The sequence below is a fragment of the Streptomyces sp. NPDC029169 genome (genome assembly GCF_055563935.1).
In genome coordinates, this window is sequence record NZ_JBVHXA010000008.1 from 124,482 (window position 1) to 143,580 (window position 19,099).

21 protein-coding genes and 1 pseudogene are annotated in these 19,099 nt (G+C 71.0%); 12 read left to right on the top strand and 10 right to left on the bottom strand.

The genetic code is table 11. From position 1 onward, the window contains the following. Positions 1-50 precede the first annotated feature (50 nt). On the top strand, positions 51-623 hold the full coding sequence (locus ACZ4VI_RS17545; protein WP_468000089.1) for a TetR/AcrR family transcriptional regulator: 573 nt from the start codon (positions 51-53) through the stop codon (positions 621-623). Between the two features lie 96 nt (positions 624-719). Further along, on the top strand, positions 720-2,891 hold the full coding sequence (locus ACZ4VI_RS17550; RefSeq protein WP_468000090.1) for an MMPL family transporter: 2,172 nt from the start codon (positions 720-722) through the stop codon (positions 2,889-2,891). Positions 2,892-3,025: 134 nt separating this feature from the next. Here the strand turns inward: ACZ4VI_RS17550 and ACZ4VI_RS17555 are convergent, their stop codons facing one another. Beyond that, the gene (locus ACZ4VI_RS17555; RefSeq protein ID WP_468000091.1) at positions 3,026-3,388 is read right to left on the bottom strand and encodes an SsgA family sporulation/cell division regulator; all 363 of its coding nucleotides are present in this window, start codon (positions 3,386-3,388) and stop codon (positions 3,026-3,028) included. A gap of 131 nt (positions 3,389-3,519) precedes the next feature. Here ACZ4VI_RS17555 and ACZ4VI_RS17560 point away from each other — a divergent pair, with 131 nt between their 5' ends. From ACZ4VI_RS17560 to ACZ4VI_RS17575, 4 genes are all read left to right on the top strand, one after another. Next, a complete protein-coding gene (locus ACZ4VI_RS17560) occupies positions 3,520-4,548 on the top strand; it encodes an energy-coupling factor ABC transporter permease (RefSeq protein ID WP_468000092.1) in 1,029 nt (342 codons plus the stop codon). Between the two features lies 1 nt (position 4,549). After that, the gene (cbiQ, locus tag ACZ4VI_RS17565; protein WP_468000093.1) at positions 4,550-5,314 is read left to right on the top strand and encodes a cobalt ECF transporter T component CbiQ; all 765 of its coding nucleotides are present in this window, start codon (positions 4,550-4,552) and stop codon (positions 5,312-5,314) included. Further along, positions 5,311-6,066 carry an energy-coupling factor ABC transporter ATP-binding protein gene (locus ACZ4VI_RS17570; protein ID WP_468000094.1) on the top strand — a complete coding sequence of 252 codons (756 nt, stop codon included), beginning with the start codon at positions 5,311-5,313 and terminating at the stop codon, positions 6,064-6,066. Before cbiQ ends, ACZ4VI_RS17570 begins: the two co-directional genes overlap by 4 nt. Positions 6,067-6,149: 83 nt before the next feature. Next, positions 6,150-7,316 carry a serine hydrolase domain-containing protein gene (locus tag ACZ4VI_RS17575; protein ID WP_468000095.1) on the top strand — a complete coding sequence of 389 codons (1,167 nt, stop codon included), beginning with the start codon at positions 6,150-6,152 and terminating at the stop codon, positions 7,314-7,316. A gap of 13 nt (positions 7,317-7,329) precedes the next feature. Here the strand turns inward: ACZ4VI_RS17575 and ACZ4VI_RS17580 are convergent, their stop codons facing one another. The 4 genes and pseudogenes from ACZ4VI_RS17580 to ACZ4VI_RS17595 form a co-directional block, all read right to left on the bottom strand. Continuing rightward, positions 7,330-7,488, bottom strand: a complete 159-nt coding sequence (locus tag ACZ4VI_RS17580) for a hypothetical protein (protein ID WP_468000096.1) — start codon at positions 7,486-7,488, stop codon at positions 7,330-7,332. 26 nt (positions 7,489-7,514) lie between these two features. Then, complete coding sequence (locus ACZ4VI_RS17585; protein ID WP_468000097.1) at positions 7,515-8,321, bottom strand: hyaluronoglucosaminidase; 807 nt, start codon at positions 8,319-8,321, stop codon at positions 7,515-7,517. A gap of 31 nt (positions 8,322-8,352) precedes the next feature. Beyond that, entirely contained in the window at positions 8,353-9,006 is a 654-nt protein-coding gene (locus ACZ4VI_RS17590; protein WP_468000098.1) for a YdcF family protein, read from the bottom strand. Further along, positions 9,003-9,717 (bottom strand): annotated as a pseudogene (locus tag ACZ4VI_RS17595) (GntR family transcriptional regulator). Before ACZ4VI_RS17595 ends, ACZ4VI_RS17590 begins: the two are co-directional and overlap by 4 nt. Positions 9,718-9,992: 275 nt before the next feature. On the opposite strand from ACZ4VI_RS17595, the gene ACZ4VI_RS17600 reads away from it, so the two are divergent. Both ACZ4VI_RS17600 and ACZ4VI_RS17605 read left to right on the top strand, forming a co-directional pair. Beyond that, on the top strand, positions 9,993-10,205 hold the full coding sequence (locus tag ACZ4VI_RS17600) for an ATP-binding protein (RefSeq protein WP_468000099.1): 213 nt from the start codon (positions 9,993-9,995) through the stop codon (positions 10,203-10,205). A 7-nt stretch (positions 10,206-10,212) separates the two neighbouring features. Further along, positions 10,213-10,434, top strand: coding sequence for a DUF7848 domain-containing protein (locus ACZ4VI_RS17605; protein WP_468000314.1), 222 nt, complete (start codon positions 10,213-10,215; stop codon positions 10,432-10,434). Between the two features lie 84 nt (positions 10,435-10,518). Here the strand turns inward: ACZ4VI_RS17605 and ACZ4VI_RS17610 are convergent, their stop codons facing one another. After that, entirely contained in the window at positions 10,519-11,274 is a 756-nt protein-coding gene (locus ACZ4VI_RS17610; RefSeq protein WP_468000100.1) for a MerR family transcriptional regulator, read from the bottom strand. A 113-nt stretch (positions 11,275-11,387) separates the two neighbouring features. Here ACZ4VI_RS17610 and ACZ4VI_RS17615 point away from each other — a divergent pair, with 113 nt between their 5' ends. Next, positions 11,388-11,960: a GNAT family N-acetyltransferase gene (locus tag ACZ4VI_RS17615; protein ID WP_468000101.1), complete on the top strand. Its 573-nt coding sequence runs from the start codon at positions 11,388-11,390 to the stop codon at positions 11,958-11,960. 18 nt (positions 11,961-11,978) lie between these two features. Here ACZ4VI_RS17615 and ACZ4VI_RS17620 read toward each other — a convergent pair whose 3' ends face one another. From ACZ4VI_RS17620 to ACZ4VI_RS17635, 4 genes are all read right to left on the bottom strand, one after another. Continuing rightward, positions 11,979-12,830 (bottom strand): EamA family transporter, encoded by an 852-nt coding sequence (locus ACZ4VI_RS17620; RefSeq protein WP_468000102.1) that lies wholly within the window; start codon positions 12,828-12,830, stop codon positions 11,979-11,981. Continuing rightward, the gene (locus tag ACZ4VI_RS17625) at positions 12,827-13,012 is read right to left on the bottom strand and encodes a hypothetical protein (protein ID WP_468000103.1); all 186 of its coding nucleotides are present in this window, start codon (positions 13,010-13,012) and stop codon (positions 12,827-12,829) included. The genes ACZ4VI_RS17620 and ACZ4VI_RS17625 overlap by 4 nt, the downstream gene beginning before the upstream one ends. A gap of 100 nt (positions 13,013-13,112) precedes the next feature. Next, positions 13,113-14,744, bottom strand: coding sequence for a penicillin-binding transpeptidase domain-containing protein (locus ACZ4VI_RS17630; protein WP_468000104.1), 1,632 nt, complete (start codon positions 14,742-14,744; stop codon positions 13,113-13,115). 52 nt (positions 14,745-14,796) lie between these two features. Continuing rightward, entirely contained in the window at positions 14,797-16,539 is a 1,743-nt protein-coding gene (locus ACZ4VI_RS17635) for a dolichyl-phosphate-mannose--protein mannosyltransferase (protein ID WP_468000105.1), read from the bottom strand. A 52-nt stretch (positions 16,540-16,591) separates the two neighbouring features. Here ACZ4VI_RS17635 and rsmI point away from each other — a divergent pair, with 52 nt between their 5' ends. From rsmI to ACZ4VI_RS17650, 3 genes are all read left to right on the top strand, one after another. Then, positions 16,592-17,500 carry a 16S rRNA (cytidine(1402)-2'-O)-methyltransferase gene (gene rsmI, locus ACZ4VI_RS17640; RefSeq protein ID WP_468000106.1) on the top strand — a complete coding sequence of 303 codons (909 nt, stop codon included), beginning with the start codon at positions 16,592-16,594 and terminating at the stop codon, positions 17,498-17,500. 156 nt (positions 17,501-17,656) lie between these two features. After that, positions 17,657-18,163 (top strand): hypothetical protein, encoded by a 507-nt coding sequence (locus ACZ4VI_RS17645; protein ID WP_468000107.1) that lies wholly within the window; start codon positions 17,657-17,659, stop codon positions 18,161-18,163. Positions 18,164-18,207: 44 nt separating this feature from the next. Further along, entirely contained in the window at positions 18,208-19,077 is an 870-nt protein-coding gene (locus tag ACZ4VI_RS17650) for a TatD family hydrolase (RefSeq protein ID WP_468000108.1), read from the top strand. Positions 19,078-19,099 lie beyond the last annotated feature (22 nt).

The window sequence follows — 19,099 nt, forward strand, 5'->3', positions numbered from 1 at the left end:
GAAACCGTTTCGTTCGGATCGTCATCGTCATCGTCGAGGGAGAACCGGTCATGGCACGCAGCAGGCTCACCCCAGAGCGTGAGGCCGAGCTGTACGAAGCCGTGCTCGACCTCCTGCGCGAGGTCGGCTACGACGCCCTCACCATGGACGCCGTCGCCGCCCGCACCCGCTCCAGCAAGGCCACCCTCTACCGCCAGTGGGGGAGCAAGCCCGAGCTCGTCGCGAGGGCGATGCGCCACAACAAGCCCGTCAGTCTCGCCGAGATCGACACCGGCTCGTTGCGCGGAGACTTCCACGCGCTGATGGATCGGTCCGACGACTGCCAGATGGAGAAGGACTCCGCGCTGATGCGGGGTCTGGCCCATGCCGTCCACGACAACCCCGACCTGCTGCAGGCACTGCGCGAGCTGCTCATCGAACCCGAGATGACCGGACTCGACGAGGTGCTGCGACGAGCGGTCGAGCGGGGCGAGGTCCGCGCCGACAACCCGGCGCTGAAGCTCGTACCGCACATGCTGATCGGAGCGTTCATCGCCCGCCCGCTGATCGACGATCAGCCGGTCGACCACGCCTTCCTCAGCTCCTACGTCGACGCCGTCGTGCTCCCCTCACTCGGCGCCTGACCCTCTTTCTGCTCGGTAGTACCTGACGTCGCACCGCTCACGCCGTCGGGCCGGCTCCCCATGCCCTGTCCCACCACGAATCGGGAGTACGCCCCCGTGGCCACGTTCCTCTACAAGCTGGGTCGCTCCGCCTTCCGGCGCCGACGGCTCGTCGCCCTCCTCTGGGTGGCGCTCCTCGCGCTCGCCGGGGTCGGCGCCGCCACCGCGCCCGCCGCGACTTCCTCCTCCTTCTCGATCCCCGGCACCGAGGCCCAGAAGGCTTTCGACCTCCTTGAGCAGCGCTTCCCCGGCGGCAACGCCGACGGGGCCACCGCCCGCGTCGTCTTCAAGGCCCCCGAGGGCCAGAAGATGACCGACCCGGCCAACAAGGCGAAGGTCCAGGACGTCGTCGGCGAGCTGAAGTCCGGCTCCGACGAGGTCGCCTCGGTCACCGACCCGTACACCGCCCAGGCGGTCTCGAAGGACGGCTCGACCGCCTACGTCTCCGTCAGCTACAAGGTCTCCGGCATGGAGCTGACGGACGCGACCCGCGCGGCCCTGGAGAAGACCGGGCACGACGCGCAGGGACAGGGGCTGACCGTCGAGATCGGCGGTGACGCGCTCCAGACCATGCCGGAGACCGGCGCGGGCGAGATCGTCGGCGTGGTCATCGCGGGCATCGTCCTGGTCATGACGTTCGGCTCGCTGGTCGCCGCCGGACTTCCGCTGCTCACCGCGATCGTCGGCGTCGGCATCGGCGTCTCGACGATCACCGCGCTCGCGAACGTCCTCGACCTCGGCTCCACCACCTCCACCCTCGCGATGATGATCGGCCTCGCGGTCGGCATCGACTACGCCCTCTTCATCGTCTCCCGCTACCGCGCGGAGCTCGCCGAGGGCCGCGAGCGCGAGGATGCCGCGGGCCGCGCGGTCGGCACGGCCGGCTCGGCCGTCGTCTTCGCCGGTCTGACCGTCGTCATCGCGCTGGTCGGTCTCGCCGTCGTCAACATCCCGATGCTGACGAAGATGGGCTTCGCGGCGGCCGGCACGGTCGTGATCGCCGTCCTGATCGCGCTCACCCTGATCCCGGCGCTGCTCGGCTTCGCGGGCTCCAAGGTCGTGGGCCGCAAGGAGCGCAAGGGGCAGGGGAAGAAGGCCGAGAGCGAGGGCGGCAAGCCCAACATGGGCACCCGCTGGGCCCGGTTCGTCATCCGCCGCCCGGTCATGGTCCTGCTCGTCGGTGTCCTCGGCCTCGGCGCGATCGCGCTGCCCGCCGCCTCCCTGGAGATGGGTCTGCCGGACGACGGCGCCAAGCCCGTCTCCACCACCGAGCGCCGGGCGTACGACCTGCTGTCGGACGGCTTCGGCCCCGGGTTCAACGGGCCCCTGATGGTCGTCGTCGACGGGGACAAGGCCGCCGCCGACTCCACCGCCGAGAAGATCAAGGGCCTGGATGGTGTCGTGGCCGTCACCCCGCCGACGCCGAACAAGGCCGGCGACACCGCGATGATCACGGTCGTCCCGAAGGACCGCCCGTCCTCCGTGGAGACCGAGGACCTGGTCCACGAGATCCGCGACGCGACCGGCGACAACGTCCTGGTCACCGGTGCCACGGCGATGAACATCGACTTCTCGCAGAAGATGAACGACGCGCTCGTGCCCTACCTGGCGCTGGTCGTCGGACTCGCCTTCCTGCTCCTGATGGTGGTGTTCCGCTCGGTCCTCGTCCCGCTGAAGGCGGCCCTCGGCTTCCTGCTCTCGGTGGTCGCGGCCCTCGGCGCGGTCGTCGCGGTCTTCCAGTGGGGCTGGCTCGGGTCCCTGTTCGGGGTCGAGCAGACCGGCCCGATCATGTCGATGATGCCGATCTTCATGGTGGGTGTGGTCTTCGGTCTCGCCATGGACTACGAGGTCTTCCTCGTCACCCGGATGCGCGAGGCGTACGTCCACGGGGAGCGGCCCGGCGAGGCGATCGTGACCGGCTTCCGGCACAGCGCCCGGGTGGTCACCGCCGCCGCGGTGATCATGATCGCGGTCTTCTCCGGCTTCATCGGCATGACCGACCAGATGATCAAGATGATCGGCTTCGGTCTCGCCGTCGCCGTCCTCTTCGACGCCTTCGTGGTCCGCATGGCGATCGTCCCGGCGGTGCTCGCGCTGCTCGGCCACAAGGCGTGGTGGCTGCCGAAGTGGCTGGACCGGGCGCTGCCGAACGTGGACGTGGAGGGCGAGGGGCTCGCGAAGTCGCAGGCCACCCCGCAGGACCCGGAGCGCGAGCTCGTGAAGGTCTGAGCCTCATGAACCCCGGGGCGGCCGCTTGAGCGGAGCGGTACGCCCCGGATCCCGGGCGGCTCCTTGAGCGGAGGAGTACGCCCCGGATCGCGCCGGAGCCCGTGGGGACGGGGAGCCGACGCGGCCCTGCGCCGTCATCGCGTCGAGGTCGACGCGGTGACGGCGTAGGTGTGTCTGAGGAAGCGGAGCAGGGCGGTCGTGTCGAACTGGACGACCGCGACCCCGTCGTCCGTGTGGAACTCGACGACCGTCTGGACGCGCCCGCACGGCCAGACGCCGATGTCGCCGCGGCGGGTCGGGGCGCGCATGCCGGTTTCGAGGAGGGCGCGTGGGAAGGACCACTCGATGTTGCCGGGGAAGACGAAGCGCACGGTGGCGGGGGTGAGGTCGGGGTCGTAGCGCAGGGCGACCGGGACGGGGCGGGAGAGGGGGGCGTCGCTGATGATCCGGCCTTTGGCGTGATCCTCGACTTCGTGGTCGTCCGCGGTGGGGGACATCGAGTCACTCCTCACACTCGTCTATTTATCCCCTAATGTCCCATATTTTGGGGCGCGTGCACGGGGCCGCCGCCCTTCTGTGCTCCATGCGTTCTTGCAAGTCACTTGCAAGAACGTTCATTATTCAGGACGTGCATGTACCTGACGGATTCATCAACGCCCCCGTATCGGCCGCCGCCGGTGTCGTCGCCGCCGGCGCCGTCGCCGTCAGTCTGCGCGGAGCGCGCCGCGAGCTGGACGAGCGGGCGGCCCCGCTCGCCGGGCTGGTCGCGGCGTTCATCTTCGCCGTGCAGATGCTGAACTTCCCGGTCGCGGCCGGGACCAGCGGCCACCTCCTCGGAGGCGCGCTCGCCGCGATACTCGTCGGGCCGTACACCGGTGTGCTCTGCATCGCCGTGGTCCTGCTGATGCAGGGCATCCTCTTCGCGGACGGCGGCCTCACCGCGCTCGGCGTGAACGTCACCGTCATGGGCGTGGTCACGGTCGTCGTCGCGTACGCGCTCTTCCGCGGCCTCGTCCTGGTCCTGCCGCGCACCCGCCGATCGGTGACCGTGGCCTCCTTCGTGGCCGCCCTCGTCTCCGTACCGGCCGCGGCCGCCGCGTTCACGCTGGTCTACGCGGTCGGCGGCACCACCGACGTACCGATCGCCAAGGTGCTCACCGCGATGGTCGGTGTCCACACCCTCATCGGGATCGGCGAGGCGGCGATCACCATGCTGACCGTCGGCGCGGTCGTCGCCGTCCGCCCCGACCTCGTGTACGGCGCCCGTGGCCTGACCACCCCGCTCAAGCTGCGCGTGAACGGCGAGCTGGTCGACGCCGCTCCGGCAGCCCCTGCCGCGCCGGCCCGCTCCCCGAAGAAGGTCTGGATCGGCGGCCTGATCTCCGCGTTCGTCCTCGCGGGCTTCGTCTCCTTCTACGCCTCCGCCAGCCCGGACGGCCTGGAGAAGGTCGCCGCCGACCAGGGCATCGACAAGAACGTCGAGGAGCACGCGGCGGTCGGCTCCCCGCTCGCCGACTACGGCGTCAAGGGCATCGAGACCTCCCGGCTCTCCGGCGGCCTCGCGGGCGTGATCGGCGTCGGCGCGACGCTCGCCGTCGGCACCGGCGCGTTCTGGGCCGTACGCCGCCGTAAGCAGACGACCGGCGCCCGGGTCTGACATGGGCGCGGGACACGCACACAAGCTGTACCGGCGGGGGACCTCGCCGGTCCACGCGCTGCCCCCGCACACGAAGCTCGCCGGCGTCCTCGCCTTCGTGGTGGTCGTGGTCTCCACGCCCCGCGAGGCGGTCTGGGCCTTCGGCGCCTACGCGCTGCTGCTCGGCGCCGTGGCGGCTGCGGCCCGGATCCCGGCCGGTTTTGTCCTGCGCCGGCTCCTGATCGAGATCCCGTTCGTGGCGTTCGCGTTCCTGATGCCGTTCGTGGTCCCGGGCGAGCAGACGGAGGTCCTCGGGGTGTCCGTGAGCGTCCCCGGCCTGTGGGGCGCCTGGAACGTCCTCGCCAAGGGCACCCTCGGCGTCGCCGCCTCCGTACTCCTCGCCGCCACGACCGAACTGCGCGAACTGCTCCTCGGCCTCCAGCGGCTGAAGCTCCCGCCACTCCTCGTCCAGATCGCCTCCTTCATGATCCGGTACGGCGATGTGATCACCGACGAGATGCGCCGGATGTCCATCGCCCGCCGCTCGCGCGGCTTCGAGGCGAAGGGCGTCCGCCACTGGGGCGTCCTCGCCAAGTCCGCGGGCGCCCTCTTCATCCGCTCGTACGAGCGGGGTGAGCGCGTCCATCTCGCGATGGTCAGCCGGGGGTACGCGGGCTCCATGCCGGTCATCGACGAGGTGACGGCGACCCGCGCCGAGTGGCTCCGGGCGGCTTTCCTGCCGCTCACAGCCTTCCTGATCTGCCTCCTGGGATGGACTTTCCGATGACGACTCCTTCTCTCGACGTATCTCTCGACGTACGCGGCCTGGCGTACGCCTACCCCGACGGCCACCAGGCGCTCTTCGGCGTCGACCTGACCGTCGGACGCGGCGAGCGGGTCGCGCTCCTCGGCCCCAACGGCGCCGGGAAGACCACCCTCGTCCTCCACCTCAACGGCATCCTGACCGGCGGCGCGGGCACGGTCTCCGTCGCCGGGCTGCCGGTGGAGAAGCGGAACCTGGCCGAGATCCGCCGCCGGGTCGGGATCGTCTTCCAGGACCCGGACGACCAGCTGTTCATGCCGACCGTCCGCGAGGACGTCGCCTTCGGCCCGGCCGCGGCGGGCCTGCGCGGGCCGGAGCTGGAGGCCGTGGTGCACAAGGCCCTCGCGCGGGTGGGCATGGCGGAGTACGCGGACAGGCCCCCGCACCACCTGTCGTTCGGTCAGCGGCGGCGCGTGGCGGTCGCGACCGTCCTCGCGATGGAGCCGGAGATCCTCGTCCTGGACGAGCCGTCCTCCAACCTCGACCCGGCCTCGCGCCGCGAGCTCGCGGACGTCCTGCGCTCGCTCGACGTCACCGTCCTGATGGTCACCCATGACCTGCCGTACGCGCTGGAGCTCTGCCCGCGCTCGGTGATCCTCAGCGAGGGCGTGATCGCGGGCGACGGCCCCACGGCGGACGTCCTCGCCGATACGGAGCTCATGGCCAGGAACCGCCTGGAACTGCCGTACGGCTTCGTGCCGAGCTCGGTGGCCTGACCGGTTCCCGACCCCGGAATCGGGTCCCTGACGTGGGCGTTGCACCATGGGGATCGGTCGTACGAGAGGAAGCGTGGGTTCAGGTGGACGTCCGGGGCACGGTGGCGGCGGGGTTCGAGCCGGTCAGGGACGCGTTCCTGCGCAACTTCGAGCAGCGGGGCGAGCGGGGCGCGGCGGTCGCCGTCTACCGGGACGGCGTCAAGGTCGTCGACCTGTGGGCCGGGACCCGCGACGTCGACGGCCAGGTCCCCTGGGCCATCGACACGGCCCAGGTGGTCCGCTCGGCGACGAAGGGCGTGGCCGCCGCCGTCCCTCTCCTCCTCCACCAGCGCGGCCAGCTCGACCTGGACGCGCCGGTCGGCACGTACTGGCCGGAGTTCAAGACGGCCGGCAAGGAGCGGGTCACGGTACGGCAGCTGCTCGCGCACCGGGCCGGGGTGCCGGTCCTGGACCGCCCGCTGACGCTCGCCGAGGCGATCGACCCGGTGATCGCCCAGGCGGCGATCGCCGCGCAGGCGCCGGTCTGGGAGCCGGGCACGGCGCACGGCTACCACGCGCACACCTTCAGCTGGCTGCTCTCCGGCCTGGTCCACCGGGTGACCGGGCGGACCATCGGCCGCTGGGTCGCCGAGGAGATCGCCCGCCCGCTCGGCCTCGACCTCTGGATAGGCCTGCCGGCCGACGAGGCCTCGCGCGTCGGCCGCCTCGGACCGGTCGAGGAGCTCGAACCGCCGGACAGCGGCGCGCTCCGGCTCCGCCCCAAGCGCTCGGTCACCGAGGCGTACCGCGACCCGTACTCCCTCACCCGGCGCGCCTTCGGGGCGATCGACCCGAAGCCGGACGAGAACGACCCCGCGTACCGGACCGCCGAACTCCCGGGCTCGGCCGGCGTCTCCACCGCCCGCGCACTCGCCCGCTTCTACGCCTCGACCCTCGGCCCGGTCGACGGCGGCCCCCGCCTCTTCGCCCCGGCGACCCTCACCCTGGCCCGCACCGAGGAGTCCGCGGGCCCGGACCGCGTCCTGATGGTGGGCACCCGCTTCGGCCTGGGCCACATGCTCCACGGCCCGGCCTCCCCCCTCCTCGGCCCCACCTCCTTCGGCCACCCGGGCCGCGGCGGCTCGCTGGCCTTCGCGGACCCGGAGTCGTCGATCGCGTTCGGCTACGTGACGAACGGCATGCGCAAGACGGTGACGGCGGACCCGCGAGCGCAGGCGCTGGTACGGGCGGTCAGGGCGAGCCTCGACTGAGCGGCCGGAACGGTCAGCTCTCCGTCCCCTCGCTCTCCGGCAGGACGGCCGCGAGACGGGCCTTCAACGCGCCGTTCTCCGCCTCCAGGGCCACGATCCGCTTCCTCGCGAAGTAGAGCTCCATCACGGCGTCGTGGAACTCCGACACGAGTTCCTCGGGTGTCAGCTGCATACCTGCCTCCGTCTCGTACGCGCTGCTCAGGCCGGGGCCAGGCGGGTGACCGTGCCGTTGGAGCCCCTCCACATGAGCTCCCCGCCCACGGCGTACAGCGCGCCGCCGCCCGTCGAGTCGATGAAGGTCGGCGGGGCCGCAGTGTCGGCGACGCGGACCGTGCCCTCGACGTGCAGGGCCGCCGGTGCGTCCGCCCGCTGGACGATGTGGACCTGGGCGCGGGGGGTGGCGGCGCGGTCGATCCCGACGCCGATACGGCCGGTGCCCTTGACGACGAAGTCGTCCAGGCCGTCGTTGTTGCGCAGGGAGACGAGGTTCCCCGCCGTCGGCCCGTTGGTCGCGGTGAGGAAGATGCCCTGGGCCGCCGTGCCGGACGTCTGGAGGTCGATGGAGAGGGCGGCGGCGTTCCTGTCGGATCCGTCCGCGTACCCCCGATGCGCGATCTTCAGTGTCCCGCGCCCGGTCTCTGCACCGGACAGGTACATCGCCGAGGTCCCCGGATTGTCCGACACCACGTTCAGCGCCGCGCCGGTACCGGCGGTGGCCGCCTGGTAGACGGTCACCGTGTGGTCGGTCGCCGACGTGGTCTTGAAGAACGCGGACTCGGCGGTGGCGTTCGTGTAGAACTTCTCGGCTGTCACGGGCCCGTCGAACGTCGTGGTCACCCCCTCCGCACCCTCCGCCGCCGCACTCGCACTCGCGGCGCTCCCCCCGACGGCCACGGTCACCGCGCCCGCGGTGAAGCTTCCCAGGAAGAGCCTGCGTCCCAACGTCACTGTTTCCCCACCCACCTTGTCGTGCACGACAGTTCGAGACGCAGTCTGCAACATCATCCCGATGCCGACCACCATGTTCCGCGTGTGGCTACGGGGTGGGGGCGAGACGGCTGGTGAACCCGGCGGCACGGAGGCGGTCGTAGGCCGCGCCGACGGCCTCGGGGACCGGCTGCGCCACCATGAAACCCTGCTCTGGGTAGATCAGAAGCCGCTGCTGTGCACCTACGAGCATGTCGAGGACGAGGCGGGCGTCCCCGATCGAGTCCACGTACTCCGCGAGGGCCATTGGCGAGGATGCGCTGACGACCTCGACGCCGGGCCAGAGCTTGCGAGCAGTGGCATAGGCCCGCCGCTCCTCGTACGGCTTGCTTACGAGGAGGACGGACGAGACGTCCACGCCCTGTTTCGCGAGGAGTTCGCGCGAGAAGCGGATGTTCTCGCCCGTGTTCCGCGCGTTCGGTTCGACGAGGATGGCGGACGCGGGCACACCCAACTCCAGCGCTCGCTCACGATAGTGCTCCGCCTCGCCGCGAGGCATGCGGGCCGCGGTTGTGCGGCTGGTGGCGCCGGTGAAGACGATGAGCGGGAACATGCCGCGCCGGTACAGGTCGACCGTCACGTCGGCCACGCCCAGGTCGTGGCTGCCCAGCCCGATGCCGACCGAGCAGGGGCGCGGCTGGTGGTGCATCTGCTGGAAGTCCCAGAGTAGTTGGGCATCCGACCAGGCCTGTGCCGAGATCACTCCGCCGCCTCCTGCGCCTGCGCCGAGTCGGGGACCTTGAAGTCGTACGACCATGAGAAGCGGCTCGCCGCGTGGACGCCGATGGCGAACTCCACGACGGTCCCGTCAGCGGTGTACGTGGTGCGGTGGAGCTCGACCACCCATTCGCCGGGCGCCAGTTGGAGCAGCGTCGCCTCCTCGGGCGTCGGGATCCGCGCGAACAGCTCCTCGCGCATGTGGTCGATCTCGTACCCCGCGTCGTAGAGCACGCGGAAACCGCCGCCCCGGCCGGCGGGCCCGGGCGTCGGGTCGACGAGGCGTGTCCCCTCGACGTGCTCGGGCCGGTAGTAGCTGGTCAGGGTATGCGTCGGCTGATCGCCCTCCTTCACGACGCGAGCACGGGCGTACACGTCGGCGCCCTCGGGCAGTCCGTGAGCCGCGGCTACCGCGGCCGGCGCGGGCACGCGGCTGACCGTCTGCGTCTGCTCGCCACGTCGGTACGCGCGTCCCGAGGCGACGCGATCAGCAATGAACGACGGTGCCATGCCCACGGGACGAGGTCACCAGGCCTTCGGCCTCCAGCGCTCTGTAGGCCGCGTGAACCGTGGACTTCGACCCTTCGCCCGCCTCCACGAGGTCCCGGATATGGGGAAGCCGCTGGCCGACGGCGTACTCACCGCTCCTGATGCGCTCGGCCAGTCTGTCGGCCAGTTCCCGCCATTTGGGTGCCACGCCAGCTCCTCTCGAACAACTGCAGTCCACCACAGTCCTGGGACTGTGCGCCATTGTCATCTTCAGGCGCGCCCGTAGTCCTAGGACAGCGGGCTTCCCTGGAGGTGGCTGATGGAACCGGCAGCAGTTGATGCGCCGGTTGTCCGGCGCTCTGGAGGACTGGGGGCTGGGGTGTGTCGTTGATTGCGCGTCGCTCGTCCTGTCCGAGCTGCTCACCAACGCCGTTCGGCACGGGCGGGTCCCGGGCCGGGAGATCGAGACACGGTTCGCCCGCTTTGCCGGGCATCCTGCGGATCGAGGTGCACGATGCCTCGGAGAAGCGGCCGATGATGGCGCTGCCGAACGACTGTGCCGGGGGCGGATGGGGGCTCCCCCTGGTGGACGTGCTGTCGGAGAAGTGGGGCGTCTCTGATCGGCAGGGGCCCGGCAAGGTCGTGTGGGCCGAGCTGGTCACTGAGGTGACGGGCGGAGAGTCTGTTGGCGGCTGATCGGCGCGTGGTTCCGACGGGGGTCTGTTCGTGGCCCTGGGTACTTGGCGAGGACCGGACGGGAACTGGGCCCATCACCGAGGCCGAGTGCACAACTTGCTTGGAGGGATCCGGGGCAGCAGATGTCGAGAGCGAGCCTGCGCTGTGGTGCCTGGTGCACGCGCAGGCAACCGGGCACACCGGCTTCCGTCGGATCCGCACCGACTTCTTCCGTGCTTCGGCAACGTAGTTGTATGCCTGATGGGCGTTGGGCCGTCGAATCGGCGGCCTGGCGCCGGAAGTCTGCAGCCCTCCAGCGTCCGTTCAGGTCGGCTCAGCTCAGGCGGGCGTCCGCGTACGCGTGCATCGCGTCGCGCTGGTACTCCGCCAGGCCTTCCGCGATCTTGTCGAAGTTCGCGCGGAAGCGCGGGTCTTCGACGTACGTCTGGGCCAGGCCCTTGTACGCCTCCGCCGTCGGGGTCCAGAAGCGGCAGACGCCCTCGTAGTGGGTGTCCACCTCGGCCTGGACCGACGGGGCCGTCGGCGGGGTGCCGGACGTCATGAGCTCCGCGAAGCGGATCATCTGGGCCGTCACCTCCCGCTGCCACCGCTCCTGGTCCTCGGCCGTCATCGTCTCCCTGGCCGGCCGGGACTCCTCCCACGCCTCCGGCCAGCGCTCGCGGACCTCGGCGTCCTGGTCGGGGGAGGGCGCGAAGCCCTCGAAGAGGTTCTCCGGCCTGTTGATCTTCGTCATGGTGTCGTCCTTCTCAAGATCGGCGATGGTGCGCCCGACCGTGCGGACCAGCGTGTCCAGCCGGTTCCGCTCCCGCAGCAGCCGCTCGTGGTGCTCGCGCAGCACGGTCACCCGGTCGGCCTGGCTGTCCAGGACCGCCTGGACCTCGCGCAGTCCCAGGTCCAGCTCCCGCATCAGCAGGATCTGCTGCAACCGCAGCAGATCGGCCTCCTCGTAGTAGCGGTGCCCGTTGCTCCCGATCCACGCGGGCGGCAGCAGGCCGATCTCGTCGTAGTGCCGCAGCGTCCGGGACGTCACCCCGGACATCCGGGCCACCTCCGCGATCGACCAGGCCATGACCGGTCTCCTCCCATCGCCGGGCCGGTCTCTCCGGCCCACACACGACCGTAGGAGTTGACGCCACGGCAAGCGCAAGTCGGATCACCGTCCCGTCGTGCCATCGTGGAGTCATGACCATCGACGTACGCCCGGCTTCGGTCTTCGAGGACGTCCGCACCGTGCTCGGCCCGAAGTCGCCGGACGCCAACGTCTGCTGGTGCCTGAGCTACCGGATCCCGTCCAAGCTCAACAACGAGCTGCGGGGGCCCGCGCGGGGTGAGTACGTCGCCGAGCTGTGCCGCGGCCGGATCCCTCCTGGGGTCCTCGCCTACGACGGCGACGAACCGGTCGGCTGGGCCGCCGTCGCGCCGCGGGCCGACACCGCCTTCGCGCACAGCCGGAAGATCCCGCACGTCGACGATCTGCCCGTCTGGTCGCTCTGGTGCGTCCGGGTGCGCCCCGGGCACCGGAAGCAGGGGATCTCGCACGCCCTCATCGCGGGCGCGGTCGAGTTCGCCCGCGCCCAGGGCGCACCGGCGATCGAGGCGTACCCCCTCGACAACGGGGACGCCAAGGTCGACCTGACCATGGCGTACGCCGGGCTGCGGAAGAACTTCGAACGCGCCGGGTTCGTCCACGCCGCCGACACCACCTCGGTCCTTGCCGGTCACCCGCGGGTCCTGATGCGGCTCGACCTGCGCTGACGCCGGCACGCGGACTCGTCACGTCGTGGTCAGCATCAGCCCGATGCCCACGACCATCAGCCCCGCCGCCGCCATCCTCGGCCCCCCGAAGCGCTCCTTGAAGAACAGCGCCCCGATCGCCGCCCCCACGATGATCGAGGACTCCCGCAGGGCCGCGACCAGCGCCAGGGGAGCCTCCGTCTGGGCCCACAGGACCAGGCCGTACGCGGAGACCGACAGCGCGGCCCCGAGCAGCCCGCGGGTGGCGTACGGACGGAGTTCGGGCAGGAGCCGGGAGCGGCGCCGGCAGAAGGTGTACGCGGGGATCACCAGGCCCTGCAGGATCATCAGCCACGCGATGTAGCCGAGCGGGGTGCCGGAGGCCCGTGCGCCCACGCCGTCGACGACCGTGTACGCGGCGATGGCCAGGCCCGTACCGCCCGCCGCCAGCAGGGCGGGCCAGTCGGGGCGGCGGCCCGCCCCGCGAAGTCCCCAGAGCGCGAGGCCCGTCAGCCCCGCGCAGGCCACGGCGACTCCCAGGAGCTGGAGGCCGTCCGGGATCTCCTCGACGAAGACCGCCGCGAGGACGGTCACCGCCAACGGGGCCGTACCGCGTGCGATCGGGTACATCTGGCCGAAGTCGCCGAGCGTGAACGACCGCATGAGCAGGGCGTAGTAGCCGATGTGCAGGGCGGCCGAGGCGACCAGGTACGGCCACGCCCCGGCGGTCGGCACCGGTACGAAGCAGACGAGGACCGCGCCGATCGCCGCCCCGCCGCCGGAGATCAGGGTGAAGGAGAGCAGCTGGTCGCGGATGGTGTGGGCGATCGCGTTCCAACTCGCGTGCGTCACGGCGGCCAGCAGGACCGCCGCCACGACGAGCGGCGTCACGCGATCCGCTCGCGCACGTCCACCAGCGCCCCGCCCGCGTGGGCGATCAGGGACTTGGGGTGCAGTGCGTACGCGATCGTCTCCCGTACGGCCTTGGCGTCGGCCAAGCGGCGGATCTCGACGTCGAGGCCCAGCTCGTGGAGAGCTGCGGCGAACCGGGGGTGGGCGAGCGATTCGGTCATGGCCCGCACGCTAGCGGTACGTGTACGGGCCACGCGAGGCGTTGATCCGCCTCAACGCGCCGCCTCAACCCGACTCCTCAGCCCGACTCCTCCCCCCACCTCAACCCGTCTTCAGCACGCTCGCCACGATCTCCCCCGCTGTGTCCCCGCCGTGTCCGCCGGACGTGACGACGGCCGCCGCCGCCAGATCGTCGGAGTAGCCCGTGAACCAGCTGTTGGAGGTGGCCTGACCGTCGACCTCCGCCGAGCCCGTCTTCGCGCCCTTCTCCCCGCCGACCGAGGCCATCGCCCTCGCGCCGGTGCCCTCCCCGGTCGCCGCCGCCCGCATCATGGCGCGCAACTGGCTCGACACCGAGTCCGGCAGGGAGCGCGAGGCCTCGGCGAAGGTCCGCCCGTCCAGCTCCTTGGACACCAGGAACGGCTGCTTGAAGGTGCCGGTCTTCGCGGTGGCGGTGATCGAGGCGATGTTGAGCGCGTTCATCTGCACCGTGCCCTGCCCGATGTACTGCTCCGCCGCCGCGCCCTGCGTCTCCTCGGGGATCGACCCGTCGACGGACTGGATGCCCGTCTTCCAGTCGAGGCCGATCCCGAAGACGTCCCGGGCCTCCTTGCCGAGCGCGGAGTCGTCGTTCACCTCGTCGATCAGCTTGATGAAGGCCGTGTTGCAGGACCTGGCGAAGCTCCGCTTGAAGGGGACGGTGCCGAGAGAGAAGTTCTCGAGGTTGTTGAACGTACGGGTGTAGTACCGGACCGCCGGCGGGCACGGGGCGGGCCCGTTCGCCGTCACGAGCCCCTTCTCCAGGAGCAGCGCCGCCGTGACGATCTTCAGCGTCGAGCCCGGCGCCTGCCGGCCCTCGAACGCCGCGTTGAAGCCTGCCGCCGGGCTGTTGGCGACCGCCCGTACCTCGCCGGTGGACGGCTTGACCGCCACCACCGACGCCTGGCCGTACTGCTTCACCGCCCGCTCGGCGGCGGCCTGCGCAGTCGCGTCGATGGTCGTCTCCAGCCGCCCGGGTCTGCCCTTCACATGGGTCACGAGCGTGGTGCTCGGCGCGCCCTCCGTACCGGACTCGATCCAGGTCTCGATGCCCGGCTCCCCGCCGGCCTTCGCCCCGTACTTCGCGCGCAGCTGCTCCAGGATGGGCCCGAGCGAGGGGTACTTCTCCGCCGTCAGCTCGACGCCCTTGCGGTCGACGGCCTTGATCGCGCCGGTCTTCGCCGCGCCGGTGCGCAGGGTCCCGTCCTTGGTCAGCTTCGGGTGGATGACGGCGGGCTTCCAGTCGACGAGCGGCCGCCCGGTGGACAGGCCGCGCACCACGGTCAGTTCGGAGTCGTACGTCCAGGGCTTCGACTGCCCCTCGTACGTCACCGTCGCCTTCACCGTGAACGGCACCTTGGCGCCGATGGCCTTGCCCGGGGTGATCTCGGCCTTGGAGACCTTCGCGCCCTCGCCGTAGTTGGCCACGACCGGCCCGGCCTCGACGGGGTTGTTGGTCAGCTGGGCGGCCTTCTCGGGCTCGCCCGCCGCCCACGCGGCCAGGAAGTCCGTGGCCGTCTTCGTGACCTCGTCCTCGGTGACCGGCCCGGACAGTTTCTCCTCCGCACCAGAGCGGCTGCTCACGCCGGAGCTGCCATTGATCCCCTGGACGAGGTTGTAGCCCCCGTAGGCGACTCCGCCCGCCACGACGACGAAGACCCCGCCGACGATCGCGACTTTCGTTCCACTACGCATCTCTGTGGTTCCCCTCCCCAGAAGCCCCAGAAGTTCGCTCAGTCAACCAGCGTCACACCCAGGTGTCGAGCCACATCCGGTTCCGCCACTGGTCCATCGGAATCGCCGTGCCCGTGTAGATCGGCCAGAAATAGATGAAGTTCCACACGATCAGAAGAACGAGAACTCCCGCCCCCACCGCCCCGAACGTCCGGCGCCTTTCCGAGGAGCCCGCGGGGCCGATCATCGCGCCGATCATCATCGTCACCGCAAGGCACAGGAACGGCACGAAGACCACCGCGTAGAAGAGGAAGATGGTGCGTTCCTGGTAGAGGAACCACGGCAGCCAGCCCGCCGCGATTCCGCACGCGATCGCGCCCGCGCGCCAGTCCCGGCGGAAGAACCAGCGCCACAGGATGTACAGGATGGCGAAGCAGGCCGCCCACCACAGCAGCGGCGTGCCGAGGGCCAGGACCTCCTGGGCGCACTTCTCCGTCGCGGTCGAGGGGCAGCCCGCCGTGCCCGGTGCCGGGGACTCGTAGAAGTACGAGACGGGGCGGCCGAGGACGATCCAGCTCCAGGGGTTCGACTCGTACGTGTGCGGCGAGTTCAGGCCCACGTGGAACGTGTAGACCTCGCTCTCGTAGTGCCACAGGCTGCGCAGCCAGTCCGGCAGCCACGACCAGAGGCCGCCGCCGTCGATCTTGTCCTGCTCGGCCGCCCAGTTGCGGAAGTACCCCTTGTCCGTGACGATCCAGCCCGTCCACGTGGCCAGGTACGTGACGATGGCGACCGGTACGACCGAGACGAACGCCGGGAGCAGGTCGCGCTTGATCACCGCGACGTACGGGCGGACCGCGCCGGCCGTGCGCCGGGCGCCCACGTCCCACAGCACCGTCAGGAGCCCGAAGGCGACCATCACGTACAGGCCGTTCCACTTCGTCGCCGCCGCGAGCCCCAGCGACACCCCCGCCGCCAGCCGCCACGGCCGCCAGCCCAGCCGCACCGTCTCCGCGGCCCAGGAGTCCGGCCGCAGGACCCCCTCCTCGTCCTCCTCCAGGGCCCCCGCCAGCCTGCGCCTCGCCCAGTCCCGGTCGATCAGCACACACCCGAACGCGGCCAGCACGAAGAACATCAGGACCTGGTCGAGCAGCGCCGTCCGGCTCATCACGAAGTGCAGGCCGTCCACCGCGAGCAGCAGACCCGCCAGACAGCCCAGGAACGTGGAGCGGAACAGCCGCCGCCCGATCCGGCAGAGCATCAGCACGGACAGCGTGCCGAGCAGCGCCACCATGAAGCGCCAGCCCAGCGGCTCGAAGCCGATGATCTTCTCACCGAGACCGATGACCCACTTGCCCATCGGCGGATGGACGACATAGCCCGGATCCGTCGGGATCAGGACCGAGTCAGGGTTGCTCAGGATCGTTTTGTCGATGTCCTTCGGCCACGCCCCCTCGTACCCCTGGTTGATCAGCGCCCAGGCGTCCTTGGCGTAGTACGTCTCGTCGAATATCACCGCGTGCGGCTTGCCGAGGTTCCAGAACCGCAGCAGCCCGGCGAGCAGCGCGACAAGCAGCGGACCGCCCCAGGCGGCCAGCCGCCACACCCGATCCGCCGCGCCCCGTGAGATCCCCAGCAGCGACCAGAGCCGCTCCGATGGCCGCGTGTACGGCGGTACGAGACGTTCCCGCAGCCCCGGTCCGGAGGCCCCCGAAGCGGGGGGCGTGTAGCCGAAGCGCCGCAGACGCTGCTGCCACGACGGGGGCTCTTCCACGGCGCGCTGACCCTGCAGGGTCTCGGGTGCGGTACTGGTCACCGCGCCATCGTAGGGAACGCATCTGTGCGAGTCGCCTGTCCGGGCTGCGAGGATGACCTATGTGACAGGAACGCTGGTACTTGCAGGGACGCCCATCGGGGACATCGGAGACGCCCCGCCGCGGCTCGCGGCCGAGCTGGAGACCGCCGACATCGTCGCCGCGGAGGACACCCGGCGGCTGCGCGGCCTCACCCGGGCCCTCGGCGTGCACACCTCGGGCCGGGTCGTCTCCTACTTCGAGGGCAACGAGTCCGCCCGTACGCCCGAACTGGTCGAGGCGCTCGTCGGCGGCGCGCGGGTGCTGCTGGTCACCGACGCCGGCATGCCGTCCGTCTCCGACCCCGGCTACCGCCTCGTCGCCGCCGCCGTCGAGCACGACATCAAGGTCACCGCCGTCCCCGGCCCCTCCGCCGTGCTGACCGCGCTCGCCCTGTCCGGGCTGCCCGTGGACCGCTTCTGCTTCGAGGGCTTCCTGCCGAGGAAGGCGGGGGAGCGCCTCGGACGGCTCCGCGAGGTCGCCGACGAGCGCCGCACCCTCGTCTACTTCGAGGCCCCGCACCGCCTCGACGACACCCTCGCCGCGATGGCCGAGGTCTTCGGCGCCGAGCGCCGCGCCGCCGTCTGCCGCGAGCTGACCAAGACGTACGAGGAGGTCAAGCGCGGCGGCCTCGGCGAGCTCGCGGAGTGGGCGAAGGAAGGCGTACGGGGCGAGATCACCGTCGTCGTCGAGGGCGCCCCCGAGGCCGCGCCCGCCGAGCTCGACGCCGAGGAGCTGGTGCGCAGGGTGCAGGTGCGCGAGGAGGCGGGGGAGCGGCGCAAGGAGGCCATCGCCGCGGTCGCCGCCGAGGCGGGCCTTCCCAAGCGTGAGGTGTTCGATGCCGTCGTCGCGGCAAAGAACGCGGCCGCGTCGGGCCCCGGAAAGGCTGTGTCGGGCCCCGGAAAGGGTAAAGAGCTATCGTGAAAAGCAAAGCGAAAACCGCGCGGCGGGCCCCCTGAGGGCCTGAGAGCAAGGGAAGGCCCAAGGCCATTCCATTGTTCGACCGGCGCTGATGCGCTCCGGCCCGAAAAGGCGTCCACTGGATCGGTGGGTCCACTGGATCGGTGGAGAGGAGCTGGCATGAGTGAGATCACCGGCACCGGCATACCCGTCGCCCATGAGGCGTACGCCTTCGCCTGCATGCGTTGCGGGTACGGCTGGGAGCAGGCGTACGACATCGAGCACCACGTCGACGCCGCCGGCCAGGAATTCATCGTCTACAAGGCCGGTGGTGAGCGGGTTCCCTCGCCGCTGTCCAGTCCGACCTGCATGAACTGTGGCGGACACGTCGTCCGCATCATGCGCGCGGGTCAGGTTTCCTCGGTCCTGGACTCATGGGAACAGGCCCATCACCGGAACGTGCCCGGGACGCCGCGCAGGCCCGTGATCCCGGCCGGACCGATCGGCCTGGCGGGGCCGATCGGGCAGGACCTGGAGCGGGTGCAGCGGGAGGAGCGCGAGGAGCGCCCCCCGGCCCGGGAGGCCGCCCCGGCCCCACCGCCCCCGACGGGGGACGTCCCCGGTCCCGTCCACATCGAGGAGCCCCACCACCGTCGGCGTCTGTCGGACCTGTTCCACCGCAAGTAGGCATGCCGCGCGAGTGAACTCATGGCCCTCGTACGATCGGGGCCATGAGTTCGAAGGACGCCCCGCCGCCGCTGCCCGAACCGCTCCCCCTCCCGGTGGCGGATTCCCACACGCACCTGGACATGCAGTCCGGCACCGTCGAGGAGGCCCTCACCAAGGCCGCCGCCGTCGGGGTCACCACCGTCGTCCAGGTCGGCTGCGACATCAAGGGCTCCCAGTGGGCCGCCGAGACGGCCGCCGCCCACGAGCACGTGCACGCCGCCGTCGCCCTGCATCCCAACGAGGCCCCGAGGATCGTGCTCGGCGACCCCGACGGATGGTCCCGGCAGGGCGCCCGTGAGGCGGGCGGGGACGCGGCCCTGGACGACGCGCTCGCCGAGATCGACCGCCTCGCCGCCCTGCCGTACGTCCGCGCCGTCGGCGAGACCGGGCTCGACTACTTCCGTACGGGCCCGGAGGGCATGGCCGCCCAGGAACGTTCCTTCCGCGCCCACATCGAGATCGCCAAGCGCCACGGCAAGGCGCTCGTGATCCACGACCGCGAGGCCCACGCCGACGTCCTGCGGGTCCTCGACGAGGAGGGCGCGCCCGAGCGGACCGTCTTCCACTGCTACTCCGGCGACGCGGAGATGGCCGCGATCTGCGCCGCGAAGGGCTACTACATGTCCTTCGCCGGCAACGTGACCTTCAAGAACGCGCAGCCGCTGCGCGACGCCCTCGCCGTCGCCCCGCTGGAGCTCGTCCTGGTCGAGACGGACGCCCCGTTCCTGACCCCGGCGCCGTACCGCGGACGGCCGAACGCGCCGTACCTCATCCCGGTCACCGTCCGTGCGATGGCCGCCGTGCGCGGGATCACGGAGGAGGAGCTCTGCGAGGCGATCGCCGTGAACACGGCCGACGCCTTCGACTACTGAGATCACTGATCAATAACGGTTA

What these genes read in the sequence shown, in the direction of transcription:
- ACZ4VI_RS17545 (WP_468000089.1), top strand. Translation starts at nt 51, where the DNA reads ATGGCACGCAGCAGGCTCACCCCAGAGCGTGAGGCCGAGCTGTACGAA.
- ACZ4VI_RS17555 (WP_468000091.1), bottom strand. Translation starts at nt 3,388, where the DNA reads ATGTCCCCCACCGCGGACGACCACGAAGTCGAGGATCACGCCAAAGGC.
- cbiQ (WP_468000093.1), top strand. Translation starts at nt 4,550, where the DNA reads ATGGGCGCGGGACACGCACACAAGCTGTACCGGCGGGGGACCTCGCCG.
- ACZ4VI_RS17570 (WP_468000094.1), top strand. Translation starts at nt 5,311, where the DNA reads ATGACGACTCCTTCTCTCGACGTATCTCTCGACGTACGCGGCCTGGCG.
- ACZ4VI_RS17580 (WP_468000096.1), bottom strand. Translation starts at nt 7,488, where the DNA reads ATGCAGCTGACACCCGAGGAACTCGTGTCGGAGTTCCACGACGCCGTG.
- ACZ4VI_RS17585 (WP_468000097.1), bottom strand. Translation starts at nt 8,321, where the DNA reads ATGATGTTGCAGACTGCGTCTCGAACTGTCGTGCACGACAAGGTGGGT.
- ACZ4VI_RS17610 (WP_468000100.1), bottom strand. Translation starts at nt 11,274, where the DNA reads ATGGCCTGGTCGATCGCGGAGGTGGCCCGGATGTCCGGGGTGACGTCC.
- ACZ4VI_RS17615 (WP_468000101.1), top strand. Translation starts at nt 11,388, where the DNA reads ATGACCATCGACGTACGCCCGGCTTCGGTCTTCGAGGACGTCCGCACC.
- ACZ4VI_RS17625 (WP_468000103.1), bottom strand. Translation starts at nt 13,012, where the DNA reads ATGACCGAATCGCTCGCCCACCCCCGGTTCGCCGCAGCTCTCCACGAG.
- ACZ4VI_RS17630 (WP_468000104.1), bottom strand. Translation starts at nt 14,744, where the DNA reads ATGCGTAGTGGAACGAAAGTCGCGATCGTCGGCGGGGTCTTCGTCGTC.
- rsmI (WP_468000106.1), top strand. Translation starts at nt 16,592, where the DNA reads ATGACCTATGTGACAGGAACGCTGGTACTTGCAGGGACGCCCATCGGG.
- ACZ4VI_RS17645 (WP_468000107.1), top strand. Translation starts at nt 17,657, where the DNA reads ATGAGTGAGATCACCGGCACCGGCATACCCGTCGCCCATGAGGCGTAC.
- ACZ4VI_RS17650 (WP_468000108.1), top strand. Translation starts at nt 18,208, where the DNA reads ATGAGTTCGAAGGACGCCCCGCCGCCGCTGCCCGAACCGCTCCCCCTC.